Raw genomic sequence first — 12,967 nt, forward strand, 5'->3', positions numbered from 1 at the left:
TATTTGGCAGAAAATACTAGCGTCTATTTAGCAGGATATACGTCATTTGCTGTAATGTCAATTGACCCTACCCATTATGCTTCGCGCTCACCTGCGAGTCGGTGCCGTCGTGCTCGAAGTCGGCGTATTTTTTGTCGAGCGCTTCGACAACGCGCGCCACTAGGCGTTTTGGGTCGGAGTCATAAATTACATCTTTTGCGCCTGGTGCTTCAACGTTTTTAAGCAGCTGCGCCGCATAATCCGCCAACCCGCCACTGCCCACCAAGATACCACACACTTTGCGGCTTTCAAGCGCCGTTGAAAACTCGTGCAAACTACCCATGCGCCCGCCGATCGTGATCACTGCATCAGCGCTGCGCACCAAGTACACGTCGCGCCCGACATATTCCATGCTGGTGAAATTGATATAGTCAAACTCTACAGTCGGCAACCGGTAGGTTGATACATGCTCGCGAAAACTGCTCGCCGGCGAAAACCCCACCGACACGCCTTTAGTATTACTAACGCTCTTGAACCCGCGCGCAGCAGCATGCGGCAATCCGGTTGTCGCGCCCGTTAGCAATGTCTTACCGGCGCGCGCAATCTCCGCACCGAGCATAAACGCTAAATCGTTCGACGCCATCACAGTTTCGCCAGATGCCGCACCCGATACGCAAATTTGATACTTCATCGCCTCCTCCTATCTTGCAATTGGTTTTTCGCTAATTGGCATATCGTGCAAATGCACGCCGCGGCGCAAAATGCCGGCTTTAGCGCCGATTTTTGTCACGACGCTCGTGCTGTTTGCACTCGCGAAAATAATTGAATCTTTCAAACTTTTACCGCGCGCCCATTGGCTCAGAAAACCGCTCGCGAACGCATCGCCCGCGCCTGTCCGATCGACCACCGGCACATCCTCGTACATACCAGCGCGCACAATCGTTTTACCGTCGGTCGCGACTACGCCGTTCGGACCATCGCTTACAATCGCAACTGGCACATAATTCAGCGCGTGCAGCGCTAGCTCCTCGCAAGTCTTACCGCTCACCAGTTGCTGCATCTCTTCCTTATTTGTAATGAGCACGTCAACCGTTTCAAGCAGCGGAATTAATTTGTCTTTTTCCGCCAACTCCGGACCAGCCGGATTAAGCATCACGCTCGCACCATATCTTTCTGCCGCATCAATAATTTCGCGCAGCAACTTCAAACCGCCATGGCCTAAACTCGTCGGATAAATCCAGTCGTACCCCTCAATTGCCGATAGATTAAAATTATGCCGCCCGCTGCGCCCAAACGCATTGCCGCGGTGATTTAAGATCGTACGCTCGCCGTTCGTCGCAATCATAATCACCGAGTAGCCTGACTGATAATGCGGATCTTGCACGACATGGCGCGTATCAACGCCCTCGCGGTCAAGTTCGTGCAAAATCGACTGGCTCGCCGGATCTTCGCCCAGCCCCCACATATACGCCGTCTCAATCCCCTGGCGCGCTAGCGTCGTCGCCACGTTCGTCGCATTACCGCCCGTACTAAATGTAACGTCGTCGACTTCCATTTTGAGCCCGAGCGGAATTTCAGTATAAACTTTTTTGCCGCGCGTGTGCGGATCAAACTCGTCGCTGCGCAAAAATACGTCTTGCGTACCCTTGCCGATCGCTAAAATTTTTACCACTTACGCCGCCTTACCCACGCTGCCAAATGCCTGGATTTTTTCCTCGACGACCGCCTGCACCGCCGCGCACACCTGCGGCATCAATTTATATACTGCGTACTCGTCAGGATTCTCGCGCAGCACTTTCTCAAGCGTCGTACGGAACGCATAGCGCAAATCGCTATTGATATTGATCTTGCTGACGCCGATTTTTGCTGCATCTTCAAAATAATGGAGCGGTGTGCCGCTGCCGCCATGCAAACTAATCTGACAGTCAATCGCCGCACGGATTTCCCGCAGTAAATCTAAATCTAAAATTTTCGGCACGGGATACAATCCGTGCAGATTGCCGATTTGCACCGCCATCGTATCAATTCCCGTCGCCGCTACAAAATCGCGCGCTTCATTTGGCTTGGTGTTCCATTTTTTCACCTCTTCATAGTCAATCGCTTCCTTGTGTACGTTCGAGTCGCCGAAGAAATAGCGCTCTTCCGCCTCGACAAGCGCACCGGTTGAACGCGCATACGCTACGACGTCTTTTGTCTTCATGATAATTTCTTCAAGCGTCGCGTCATGATTCGCCTGCGAAATATCAATATGAATAAATTCAAATCCAGCGTCAATCGCCTGCTGGCACAGTTCAACCGTCGGCGCATGGTCAAGGTTGATATACATCTCTATATTATACGTACTGCGGTAATTACTCACCATGTCGCGGATGTTTTGGCAGCCGCCCATCGTCTTAACTTCGCCGGCGCTCACTTCAACCATTACCGGCGCTTGCAGCTTTTGCGCTGCTTGCGAAATCGCTTGCAATGTTTCTTGGTTATCAATATTAAACGCCCCGACCGCAAAGCCCTCCTGGCGGCTGCGGTGCATTAGTTCGCGCGCGCGCGCGGTATTTTCATAGATTTGCTCGGTAATCAGACTCATAGGCTTCTCCTAAAACACTATTATGGCTATCTAGAGCCTAGTATACCACTTATGGCTTATCGGCGTAACTATGTTGGCTATTCCGTAATAGAAAGGCTATATTTACGCGGCTAATCAAATATTTACTGCTTAAAATCCAGCGCGATATTGCGGGCAATGCGCAATGAACTCTTTTGTTTTTGCAATAATTGCATCGTCTGCCAGTCCAAACTTTTGATGGACTTCAAGCGGTTTACCCGACTCGCCGTAGCGATCTTGCACGCCAATACGCAATAAAGGCGCCGGCATTTCATCGCACAGCAGCTCAGCGACCGCGCCGCCAAAACCGCCAGCAACCTGCGCATCTTCGCACGTTACTGCGCGGCCGGTTTTCTTAATGCTCGCGATAATTGTTGCGCGGTCAAGCGGCTTCACTGTCGGCACGTGCACAACCTCAGCCTGCACGCCATCGCGCGCCAACGCATCTGCTGCCCGCAGTGCGTACGACGTTTCAATACCCGTACTCAAAATCGTCACATCGCCGCCTTCGCGCAGCACATACGCTTTTCCAATCTCAAACGGACTAGCGTTTGTACTGAAAACCGGCGTTTTTTCGCGAGCTACGCGCAAATAATTCGGACGGGAATCGCGCGCCATCGCGCGGGTTGCTTTGTCAGCTTCAATGCTATCGCCTGGGCAAATCACCACCATATTCGGCAATACGCGCATAAGCGCAATATCCTCGAACATCTGATGCGTTGCGCCGTCTGGACCGACCGTACTACCACTATGGCCGCCGATGATTTTCACCGGCACATCATTCAGGCACGCTGTCGTCTTGATTTGCTCCCAGTTGCGCCCGGGGCTAAACGCCGCGTAGCTGGCTGCAAACGGGATTTTACCGGCGCGCGCTAATCCCGCTGCCACCGTCACGAGATTTTGCTCGGCAATACCAACTTCAATATAGCGCTCGGGAAACTCGCGCGCAAACGCATCCATTTTGACGCTTTCTACCAAATCAGCGCATAGCCCAACGATACGTTCGTCCGCTTGTCCGGCAGCCTTTAGTCCACGTCCAAACCCGGTACGCGTTGGCTCAACATCAGGGCTATCGGTGTAGATATTATCGTTAAGCGGGTACATTTATATATCCTCCTGATTAGCCGGTAACTCGGCAAGCGCCTGTTCTGCCTGCTCACTATTTGGCGCGATACCGTGCCACGTGTAATCGTATTCCATGAAATCGACGCCCTTGCCGGGAATTGTGTGCGTAATGATGCAGCACGGTTTATTTTCGACCGCTTTTGCAAAATTCACTGCGTCGATCACAGCACGTACATTGTTGCCGTCAATTTCTTGCACGTGCCAACCAAAACTTTCCCATTTTTCACGAAGATTTTCAAGCGGCATAACATCTTCCGTCGGACCGTCAATTTGGATATTATTACGATCAACAAAGACAATCAGCTGCGCCAATTTGTATTTACCGGCAAACATTGCCGACTCCCAAATATTGCCCTCGTCAAGCTCGCCGTCACCCGTAACGACATACACCCAGCGATGACGCTGCTTATCAAGGTACTGCAGCACATACGCCATGCCCGCGCCTTGCGCAACACCGCAGCCAAGCGGGCCGCTGGTCGTCTCAAGTCCTGGCAACATCATGCGCTCGGGATGCCCTTGCAAGCGCGAACCCCACTGGCGCAAGGTCATTAGCTCGCTTTCGGGGAAAAATCCCGCTTCCGCCATCGCGGCATACTGCACCGGCACGGTATGCCCATTACTAAGCATGAACAAATCGCGCTCCGGATCTTCAGGATTTTTTGGATCAATATTCATAACACCGAAATACAGCGCCGCCACCAAATCCGCCATGCCGAGCGCGCCCGCCGAATGCCCGCTGCCAGCATGTTCAAGCATACGAATGATATTTCGGCGCATACGTGTTGCTTTCTGCTTAATTTCTGCTTCGCTGTACACCATTAGATAACGCTCTCTCTGTTAATTTCAGTCACGAGCTGCTGGTAGGCTTGTGCCGCGTCGGCTGCCTGCGAAATCGCACCGCCGCAATTAATGACGTCAACGCCACCCTGCGCCAAACTAAACGCATTTTCAAGATTCGCGCCGCCGTCCCAGCCAATTTCAACATCGGGATGAATGTTGCGTATTAGCCGCACTTTTTCGAGCTGCATCAGGCTAGCTTTGCCGCCATAGTGTCCCAAATTACCGCAGAACACCAAGACATGATCTGCTGTCTCAATATATTCCGTGACGGTATTTGGCACTGTCGGTTTGAGCAATCCAACGCCTGCGCGAATACCGACCGCTTTCAGCTGCTGAATAACCGGCGCAAGATCTTCTTTTACCTCAGCATGGAAAATCACCGTTGCCGGGCGCATTTGCATCAGCGCTTGAACGTATTGGCTCGGGTGCGCCACCATAGCGTGAATGTCAACCGCCCACTCCTGCGGCCACCAGATTTTATTGATCGGAATACTTTTAGTCGGCGCAAATTCGCCGTCCATGATGTCAATATGTACGCGCGTTGCAAACGGCGACAAACGCTCAACTGCCGCTTTGTAATCGTCTTCCGACTCTACGGTGATACAAGGAACGATGTGCGCCATTAAAACTTGTCCAGTTCTGCGTTTCGCCGTATATACCGCGCTGCGCCGGCAAACGGTGTATCAAGCCATTCGTCGACGATTTCTTTCCAATTATCACGCGCTTCGCCTGGCGGATCAACGACGCGCGCCGGCAGGCACAATACATTCGCGTCGTTATCATGGCGGCATTCATGCGCTTCAAATTTATCCCAAATCACTGCGGCGCGAATACCGCTGAAGCGATTTGCCGCCATCGCCATGCCCTGACCGCCCGTGCAAATCAGAATCGCGCGCGGGTCGTTCGCGTCATCCTCGCCCAGCACTTTGGTTGCTGCCATTTGCGCAAACTGCGGGAAGTCATCGTTCGGATCAAGCTCTTTATCACCGACATCTTCCCATTCAAAACCACGCTTTGTCAAATAAGCCTGCAATTTTTCTTTTAGATAGTATCCGCCATGATCGGCGCCGAGAAATAATTTCATAATAGTAAGTATAAGCGCTATTGCTCTCCCTGTAAAGTTATTGATTATGTACGATTCCGCGCCACGCGCCCAGCGTCGACAGACAACTCAACGAGACGGTTCGCATAGCCCCACTCGCTATCAAACCATACCGCCAACTGTACTAAGTCGCCGCCAATTACGCGCGTCAGCTGCGTATCAACCGTCGCGCTATAGCTGCTGCCGCGCAAATCGAATGATACGAGCGGCTTATTAGTCGTATTGATAATTCCCTGATAAAACGGCTCTTTAGCAGCACGCTCAAAGACTTGATTTACAATCGCTGTTGTTGTCGGTGCAGCAAGCACTGCCGTAATAACCGCCAGCCCGACATTTGCAACTGGCGTATGGATCGACAAGCCGTCAATTGTCTGCTGCCCAAGCGCCTGACGCGACGGCGTTAACCCCGCAAACGGCGCCGGAATAATATTCTGTTGCTGCGTACGCTTCGTACGGAGCGTATCGTCGACCGGCGAGCCGCCGTCAATCACCGTAAGCGCCGATTTCTTCGGCGCAAACGCTTGCTCAAGTACAGCGAGTACAGGCGCAATTGCTACTGCACCCGGCTCGCCAGCGCTGACGACCGGCGAGATCGAGCCGATCGAGTCGTCGTTCACGCCCATAATAATCGTCTCAATCGTGTCCGCCGTCGACATCGCAACGACCTGCTTTGCGCCGGCTACGATATGCTCTTTCAGTCGCACCGAATCGGTATTTGTCGTATCAATCACGACGTCAACCATGCGGTCTTGCCACGACTTTTTAACTGACTGCAAATTTGACACAATATCAATCCGCGATTCGCCGACAGCAATATAATTATCCTCAGGCTTCACGGCGCGCGCATAATTGCCGTACACGGAATCGTGCTTCAATAAATACGCCGTCGTGTTAACATCGTACTCGCTCCGAATTGCGACAACATGGACATCATTGCGCCCCTGCGCGATCTTGAACGCGCTGCGCCCGATTCTATCAAAACCATTGATTGCTATTTTTATCGCTGCCATCCCCACTCCTTGATTTAGCGCTAGCTCTTTAACCTCTAGTGTAGCGCGAATCTGAATTTTTCGCAACTTTTCGCTATACTAAGTGTATGAATAAGCACGAGCTAATCAAACTTGCCAGAGAGCACTACACCGACGCGCAAGTCGAACTGCTCACGCATGCGATTGATTATGCTACCGAGCAGCACGCCGGGCAAATGCGCCAAAGCGGGGAACCGTACATCTCGCATCCGCTGCAGGTAGCAGCGACACTCATTGACTGGGGTATGGATATTGATTCAGCCGTTGCAGGCGTCTTACACGACACAGTTGAAGATACCGACGCAACGCTTGAAGAAATTACTGAACTGTTTGGCAAAGATATTGCGTTTCTCGTCGACGGCGTCACAAAAGTTAGCCAAGCGCGCGCTGGCATGCGCGATCTAGCAAGCTACCTGCCGGCAACACGCGATAATCTGACAAAGTTGCTCATCGCCGTCGGGCAAGACGTTCGCGTCATCATTATCAAGCTATCCGACCGCCTGCATAATATGCAAACACTGCAGTTCAAGAGCGGAGGAAAACAGAAAAAAATTGCCCGCGAAACGCTTAACGTCTTTGCGCCGCTTGCCGACCGCCTGAATATGGGGCGGCTGCGCGTGCAGCTTGAAGAACTCAGCTTCAAATATCTTATGCCCGAAAAGTACAACCAAACCGTCGCGCTCAAAGACAGCCGCATCAAGAAAAGCCAGCGCAAACTTGATACAGTGCGCCGCGCCGTCGACGCGCACCTAACCAAAGAAAATATCGCACACGACATCGACGGGCGCGTGAAAAGCACCTACAGCCTGTACAAAAAAATGCAGCGCGTGCCGAACATCGACGATATTTACGATTTGATAGCTTTGCGCATTATTGTCAACGATATTGACACATGCTATCTCGTACTAAGCGAACTGCATAGCATGTACGAGCCGATGGTTGGACGCATCAAGGATTATATTTCCAAGCCAAAACCAAACGGCTACCAGAGCCTGCACACAACGGTCACGACAAAAAACGGCCAAGCGGTGGAATTTCAAATTCGCACGCACGAAATGCACGACTACGCCGAGCGCGGTTTGGCGGCAAGCTTTCACTACAACGAACAAAAACTGACCGATGCCTATAAATCCGGCACGATGGCGTCGCTGCCGACGGACTTGCATTGGATCCGGCACCTACAATCGGCGGCGGCGCTGATTCGCGAGGGCAAAGAATTTGATACTGAAAATCTAAAAGTTGATTTGTTTGGCGACCGAATTTTTGTGTACTCGCCGAAGGGCGACATTTACGATTTACCGGACGGCTCGTTTCCGCTTGACTACGCCTACCGCGTGCACTCTGATCTGGCGGCGAAAGCAAGCGGCTTTTTGGTAAACGGCAAGATGGAGCCGTTTAGTTATAAATTACAGCATGGCGATACGATTGAAATTCTTACCAACAAAAAAGCCAAGCCGAAACCAGGTTGGAGCAACCATATGATCACCGGACACGCGCGCATGAAGTTCAAAGCGCAGCTGCGTAAAAATAGCTTGCTCGGACAACTCGGCCACGTCGGCGAAATTATTCACCGGACGGCGCGGCGGCGGAAAAATAAAAAATAGCCGGACAACTACCGTACCGGCTATTTTTATGCTCTCCATATATTATGGACTATTTCGCTTGCGGCGGCTGTGGCTGTCCGCTATAGCCTTGAGCCGGAGCTTGCGCTGGTTGCGCTGGCGGCTGGGGTTGACCAGGCTGATAAGCTGGCGCACCCGGATATGCCGCCGGCATCGCCGCGACCGAACCCGCATACGCCGACTTATCGAAACCGAGCATCATATAGCCGACAGGCGGCAGCAATATCAAGAGTGCCGCGAATCCGCCCGATTTACCAAACGCTTTCGCCAAGTCAATCGCCACCATGATGACTACATAAAGGTTTGCGAACGGCACAAATGTCAAAAGCACCCACCATGCCGGACGGCCAACGATCTCAAGCAGCGTAATTAAATTATAGATCGGCACAATCGCCGCCCAGCCTGGCTTGCCGGCTTTGGTGAATACCTTCCACAAACCAATAATCATCAATACCGACGCGACCACTGCCACCAACGAAAAGATCAGCGAAACGACCAGCATCGCACCCGCCGCGGCGCTCGTCGCTGTACTTGTCGTTGTGTAGCTATATGTATCATAATTACTATAGTAATCCATTTTCCCCCCCTTACAGTTACTATTTCAGTGTACTAACGATTATTCCAGCGTTCAATAGCGGCGCGGATAATTTCTTTGGCGCGCGCAGCATCACCGAAGCCTTTCACAACGGTTGAACCTGGCTTTTTCAAGTCTTTGTAATGGTTAAAATGATGTTCAATCTGCTTGAGCAATTGCGGCGGCACGTCTTCTAGCGAATTAATCGCGTTGCCTGTATTGCGGTCGTCTGCCGGCACAACAATAACCTTATCGTCAACTTCGTCGTCGTCCACAAATTCTAATACGCCGATTACTTTTGCCTCCAAAAATACGCCGGTTGCAAGCGGCTGGTCGGTGACAATGAGCGCATCTAGCTCATCGCCGTCCTCATCAAGCGTTTGCGGAATAAATCCGTAGTTCGTCGGTTTCGCAAAAATCGCCGGCTCAACGCGGTCAAGCTGCATCACTGCGAGGTCACGATTCCATTCGATTTTGTGGTTTGATCCCTGCGGAATCTCTACCACCACATTAACAACGCCGCCGTCAACATCGCCTGGCGCGAGTATTTGATTAAAATCTGCCATTATACCTCCTTCATAGTTAGCTATGTATCTAGTGTACCAGCTTTTAGCAGAGAGTAGTATACTAGACGAATGAACGCGTTACATTCACCGAAATTATTACCTGCAGCCGATTATGCGCGCGATGTGGCGAAAAAAATTGCCAAAGCCCGCTACCGCGTCGCGATGATTGCGACGACATTCCGAGCCAACGATGAGCGGTCGCAAGCAATCGTCGACGAACTCGTACGCGCTGCCGAACGTGGCGTTGACGTCTGTATTTGCGCCGACACCTTTACCTACATCGAACCGAAAGAATTTATTTTGCGCGCGCCGAAGCGCCAGCCAGCACGCGCCATGCAGGCGCTAAAATTAGAACGGCGTATCAAAAAAGCCGGCGGATCATTCCACTGGCTCGGGCGCAAAGCAAATACGCTGTTTGCCGGTCGAACGCACAGCAAGTGGACGGTCGTCGACGATACCGCTTACGTCGGCGGCGGCGTTAATATGGACGACGAAAGTTTTTCAAACGTCGATTATATGTTTCGCTTTTCCGACCAAGCGCTTGCCGATAGGCTCATACAGGAACAACAGCACATCTACCGCGCCGATCGCGGCGGCGGTGCGGCGCGCAACCACTCAGCGCCCGTGTCGAAGACCACGACAATTTTGTTTGACAACGGATTGCCGACAAATTCACTCATATACAAACGAGCGCGCGCCCTTGCAAAACAAGCAGAGCACATTGCACTTGTATCGCAATATTGTCCGACAGGCGCACTCAACCGCACGCTAAAACGAAAACAAGCGGTCCTTTATTTTAATCACTGGCGCACTGCTTCATCGCTCAATAAGCTGCTCATTCGCCTCGGTATGATGACGGCGAGGCAAAAAACACTATATAATCATGATTGTTATCTGCACGCAAAATTTTTAATCGCAACAATGCCGGACGGCAGCAAAGCTGCGATTACCGGATCGCATAATTTTATGTACGGGTCGGGGCTAGTTGGTACGCGCGAAGTCGCCCTTGAAACCTACGACCCGCACCTGATACGGCAGCTTGAAACATTCCGCCGCCGGTACGTCGAATAACCCCGCAATGATATAATAGGAACGTTATGCTTGTCATTGGACATCGCGGCGCGGGCGGCTTAGCGCCTGAGAATACGCTGCCGGCGTTTCGTGCCGGCTACGAAGCTGGCGCCGATATGCTTGAACTTGACGTGCGCTTGACAGCCGATCATCGGCTTGTCGTTATCCATGACGCCTTGCTGCTACGCACGCATTATGTCGCAGATAGCGTCGCGTCACTGACGTACAAAAAGCTGCAGGAACTAACGCGCGATAATCCCGTGCCGCTGCTTGAAGACGTGCTACACGAGTTCTTTGGAAAAATCTTGCTTAATATCGAAATTAAAAGCCGCCACACAGGCGACGCGCTCGTGCGGCTGCTTCGGCGTCATTTCATCACTTGCGCCGATGATTGGGATCTGGTGCTGATTTCGTCGTTCAAAGCGCGCGAGCTCATGCGCGTTCGCCGGCGGTCGAAACGCGCTAATCTTGCGCTTTTACACCATCAAAATCCGTTTGCATTTATCGCGTACCACCGCTATCTTAAGCTAACGGCAGTTGGTTTTCACCGCTTGTATTTGCATCGGCTTGCGCTTGAAATTGCGCGGCGCGCCGGCATTTTCATTTACGCATATACTGTTGATCGTACGAGCGCAATACACCGCCTAGAGCATCAGGGCGTGCAAGCAATTGTCACTAATTACCCCGACAAGTGTATCGCGTACATAAATACGCACGCCGAAACACGCGATTAGCTGCCTCTAACCTATATCCAGCCGCGCGGACATAGTACATACAAAACTTATATTATTTACGATCTAAATATTCGCGAATGCTCAGCGCCGCTGTCGCACCCTCGCCGACCGCGCTCGCGACTTGCATCGTCGCGCCGCTGCGCACATCGCCGCTTGCAAACACACCCGGCACATTCGTCGCCAAGTGCTCGTCGGTTTTGATGAGCCCGCGCGCGTCAAGCTCAACGCCGCTGCCCGCCAAAAATTGTGTATTCGGCTTTAGCCCGATGAATATAAATACGCCGTCAACCGCAAATTCAACCGGCTTGCCGTCGCACTGCGCCCGAACCGCCTGGACTGCGCCATTTTCTGCAACAATTTCTTGCGGCACCGTTTTCACATGCACCGCCACCTTGCCGTCGTCAATATACGGCCGCAATTCGTCTTGCAGCACCTTGCTCGCTTTTACCGTACTGCGCACCAGCAAATCAATATGGCTCGCAAACCGCGTCAAAAAAATCGCTTCTTGCACGCCAGAATTACCGCCGCCGACAACCGCCAAGCGCTTGCCTTTGTAAAACGCGCCGTCGCACGTCGCACAATAATGCACGCCGCGCCCGTACAATTCCTTCTCGCCCGGAATACCAAGTTTATTATAGTCACTGCCCGTCGCGATCAGCACGGCGCGCGCCGCCATATCCTTCCCGTCGACCGTCACAATGTTCACGCCGTTTTCGTGCCGCAATGCCGATACATCGCCGTATTCAATTTTCGCGCCGAAACGCTCCGCCTGCTTTTGCAATTGTTCCGCTAGCTGCATACCGGCAATGCCATCAGGAAAACCCGGGTAATTATCAACTTGATCGGTAATAGCTGCCAACCCGCCGACGACACCTTTTTCGTACAGCACCGTATCAATCGCTTCGCGCGTTGTGTAAATTGCTGCTGCGAGCGCGCTCGGTCCAGCACCGACCATTACGACTGGAATAATATCATGTTTCATTTGCACCCCTTATTGATTTCCATACATTTTCATATACGCTTCCATCAGTTTTGATGAGTCCGGCTGAGGAATAGTCGGCGGCTGCGGAATCGCCATGACGACAAATTTCAGCGGCATATTTGCAGGAATTGTCTGCTTGCCGTTCTTGTCTTTCTGCCCCGCTTCGCCGTACGCCTTATCCGACGGGATACTCAGCAAACGCACGCCGCCGATTTTCATACCTTTCAAGCCCTCTTTCCAACCAGCGATTAATCCGGCTTTGTCAAGTCCGTTCGCTACAGCAGTCGGCTCTTTCAGTTTGCTGCCATCAATACTTTGGTCAAATACATTGCCGTTCGCGTCCCAGCCGATATAATACGCCGCAAATTTTGTCGAGCCGTCAATCACTGCGCCGTCGCCTTCAGTTAGATCTTCCGTTTTCAACTCTTTGACGCTATTCACATCATACGTGCCCGCCTGCGTACTGTACTGCTTAAATGTATCGTAATATTTTGCTGACAACTCATCTGCCTGCGCCTGCACTTTTGCCTTGTATGCTTTTAATTGCGTCTGGTATTCATTATTGACTTTTTCATAGTCGGCTTGTATTCGCTGCTGATTTTGCATTGATAAAATCATCACTGCAAACGACCCAAGCGTACCGACTACCGTCACGATCAAAATCGTCATAATTCCCCAACGCTGCACTTTCGATGTTGCCATATTCCCCTCTCGTTATAATCAGCCTATAGTATAGCAAATT

15 protein-coding genes are annotated in these 12,967 nt (G+C 51.9%); 3 read left to right on the plus strand and 12 right to left on the minus strand.

Features of this window, described 5'->3' with window-relative positions:
* Positions 1-67: 67 nt before the first annotated feature.
* From SEML1_RS02700 to SEML1_RS02735, 8 genes are all read right to left on the minus strand, one after another.
* Positions 68-670: an SLOG cluster 4 domain-containing protein gene (locus SEML1_RS02700; protein ID WP_376753708.1), complete on the minus strand. Its 603-nt coding sequence runs from the start codon at positions 668-670 to the stop codon at positions 68-70.
* 9 nt (positions 671-679) lie between these two features.
* On the minus strand, positions 680-1,651 hold the full coding sequence (locus tag SEML1_RS02705) for a carbohydrate kinase family protein (protein WP_376753709.1): 972 nt from the start codon (positions 1,649-1,651) through the stop codon (positions 680-682).
* Entirely contained in the window at positions 1,652-2,563 is a 912-nt protein-coding gene (locus tag SEML1_RS02710) for a class II fructose-bisphosphate aldolase (RefSeq protein WP_376753710.1), read from the minus strand. It lies immediately after the preceding gene.
* A gap of 129 nt (positions 2,564-2,692) precedes the next feature.
* Positions 2,693-3,685 (minus strand): transketolase family protein, encoded by a 993-nt coding sequence (locus tag SEML1_RS02715; RefSeq protein WP_376753711.1) that lies wholly within the window; start codon positions 3,683-3,685, stop codon positions 2,693-2,695.
* Positions 3,686-4,525, minus strand: coding sequence for a transketolase (locus tag SEML1_RS02720; RefSeq protein ID WP_376753712.1), 840 nt, complete (start codon positions 4,523-4,525; stop codon positions 3,686-3,688). It abuts the gene before it with no gap.
* The gene (locus tag SEML1_RS02725) at positions 4,525-5,169 is read right to left on the minus strand and encodes a beta/alpha barrel domain-containing protein (protein ID WP_376753713.1); all 645 of its coding nucleotides are present in this window, start codon (positions 5,167-5,169) and stop codon (positions 4,525-4,527) included. The genes SEML1_RS02720 and SEML1_RS02725 overlap by 1 nt, the downstream gene beginning before the upstream one ends.
* Positions 5,169-5,630: an RpiB/LacA/LacB family sugar-phosphate isomerase gene (locus SEML1_RS02730; RefSeq protein ID WP_376753714.1), complete on the minus strand. Its 462-nt coding sequence runs from the start codon at positions 5,628-5,630 to the stop codon at positions 5,169-5,171. Before SEML1_RS02730 ends, SEML1_RS02725 begins: the two co-directional genes overlap by 1 nt.
* Before the next feature lie 44 nt (positions 5,631-5,674).
* Positions 5,675-6,658 (minus strand): glyceraldehyde 3-phosphate dehydrogenase NAD-binding domain-containing protein, encoded by a 984-nt coding sequence (locus tag SEML1_RS02735; RefSeq protein WP_376753715.1) that lies wholly within the window; start codon positions 6,656-6,658, stop codon positions 5,675-5,677.
* Positions 6,659-6,744: 86 nt separating this feature from the next.
* Between SEML1_RS02735 and SEML1_RS02740 the strand changes: the two genes are divergently transcribed.
* Complete coding sequence (locus SEML1_RS02740; protein ID WP_376753716.1) at positions 6,745-8,280, plus strand: RelA/SpoT family protein; 1,536 nt, start codon at positions 6,745-6,747, stop codon at positions 8,278-8,280.
* A 49-nt stretch (positions 8,281-8,329) separates the two neighbouring features.
* Here the strand turns inward: SEML1_RS02740 and SEML1_RS02745 are convergent, their stop codons facing one another.
* Both SEML1_RS02745 and SEML1_RS02750 read right to left on the minus strand, forming a co-directional pair.
* On the minus strand, positions 8,330-8,875 hold the full coding sequence (locus SEML1_RS02745) for a DUF5684 domain-containing protein (RefSeq protein ID WP_376753717.1): 546 nt from the start codon (positions 8,873-8,875) through the stop codon (positions 8,330-8,332).
* Positions 8,876-8,907: 32 nt separating this feature from the next.
* The gene (locus SEML1_RS02750; RefSeq protein ID WP_376753718.1) at positions 8,908-9,438 is read right to left on the minus strand and encodes an inorganic diphosphatase; all 531 of its coding nucleotides are present in this window, start codon (positions 9,436-9,438) and stop codon (positions 8,908-8,910) included.
* A gap of 69 nt (positions 9,439-9,507) precedes the next feature.
* On the opposite strand from SEML1_RS02750, the gene SEML1_RS02755 reads away from it, so the two are divergent.
* Positions 9,508-10,509: a phospholipase D-like domain-containing protein gene (locus SEML1_RS02755; protein ID WP_376753719.1), complete on the plus strand. Its 1,002-nt coding sequence runs from the start codon at positions 9,508-9,510 to the stop codon at positions 10,507-10,509.
* Between the two features lie 26 nt (positions 10,510-10,535).
* Complete coding sequence (locus tag SEML1_RS02760; RefSeq protein ID WP_376753720.1) at positions 10,536-11,243, plus strand: glycerophosphodiester phosphodiesterase; 708 nt, start codon at positions 10,536-10,538, stop codon at positions 11,241-11,243.
* 52 nt (positions 11,244-11,295) lie between these two features.
* Here SEML1_RS02760 and SEML1_RS02765 read toward each other — a convergent pair whose 3' ends face one another.
* Both SEML1_RS02765 and SEML1_RS02770 read right to left on the minus strand, forming a co-directional pair.
* Positions 11,296-12,225 carry an NAD(P)/FAD-dependent oxidoreductase gene (locus SEML1_RS02765; protein ID WP_376753721.1) on the minus strand — a complete coding sequence of 310 codons (930 nt, stop codon included), beginning with the start codon at positions 12,223-12,225 and terminating at the stop codon, positions 11,296-11,298.
* Between the two features lie 9 nt (positions 12,226-12,234).
* Entirely contained in the window at positions 12,235-12,927 is a 693-nt protein-coding gene (locus tag SEML1_RS02770; RefSeq protein WP_376753722.1) for an FKBP-type peptidyl-prolyl cis-trans isomerase, read from the minus strand.
* Positions 12,928-12,967: the final 40 nt, after the last annotated feature.

It is taken from the genome of Candidatus Saccharimonadaceae bacterium ML1 (genome assembly GCA_030253535.1).
Taxonomy (GTDB): domain Bacteria; phylum Patescibacteriota; class Saccharimonadia; order Saccharimonadales; family Saccharimonadaceae; genus Saccharimonas; species Saccharimonas epibionticum.

Coding starts and splice junctions, on each gene's coding strand:
- SEML1_RS02700 (WP_376753708.1), bottom strand. CDS start 670: ATGAAGTATCAAATTTGCGTATCGGGTGCGGCATCTGGCGAAACTGTG.
- SEML1_RS02710 (WP_376753710.1), bottom strand. CDS start 2,563: ATGAGTCTGATTACCGAGCAAATCTATGAAAATACCGCGCGCGCGCGC.
- SEML1_RS02715 (WP_376753711.1), bottom strand. CDS start 3,685: ATGTACCCGCTTAACGATAATATCTACACCGATAGCCCTGATGTTGAG.
- SEML1_RS02720 (WP_376753712.1), bottom strand. CDS start 4,525: ATGGTGTACAGCGAAGCAGAAATTAAGCAGAAAGCAACACGTATGCGC.
- SEML1_RS02725 (WP_376753713.1), bottom strand. CDS start 5,169: ATGGCGCACATCGTTCCTTGTATCACCGTAGAGTCGGAAGACGATTAC.
- SEML1_RS02730 (WP_376753714.1), bottom strand. CDS start 5,630: ATGAAATTATTTCTCGGCGCCGATCATGGCGGATACTATCTAAAAGAA.
- SEML1_RS02735 (WP_376753715.1), bottom strand. CDS start 6,658: ATGGCAGCGATAAAAATAGCAATCAATGGTTTTGATAGAATCGGGCGC.
- SEML1_RS02740 (WP_376753716.1), top strand. CDS start 6,745: ATGAATAAGCACGAGCTAATCAAACTTGCCAGAGAGCACTACACCGAC.
- SEML1_RS02745 (WP_376753717.1), bottom strand. CDS start 8,875: ATGGATTACTATAGTAATTATGATACATATAGCTACACAACGACAAGT.
- SEML1_RS02750 (WP_376753718.1), bottom strand. CDS start 9,438: ATGGCAGATTTTAATCAAATACTCGCGCCAGGCGATGTTGACGGCGGC.
- SEML1_RS02755 (WP_376753719.1), top strand. CDS start 9,508: ATGAACGCGTTACATTCACCGAAATTATTACCTGCAGCCGATTATGCG.
- SEML1_RS02760 (WP_376753720.1), top strand. CDS start 10,536: ATGCTTGTCATTGGACATCGCGGCGCGGGCGGCTTAGCGCCTGAGAAT.
- SEML1_RS02765 (WP_376753721.1), bottom strand. CDS start 12,225: ATGAAACATGATATTATTCCAGTCGTAATGGTCGGTGCTGGACCGAGC.
- SEML1_RS02770 (WP_376753722.1), bottom strand. CDS start 12,927: ATGGCAACATCGAAAGTGCAGCGTTGGGGAATTATGACGATTTTGATC.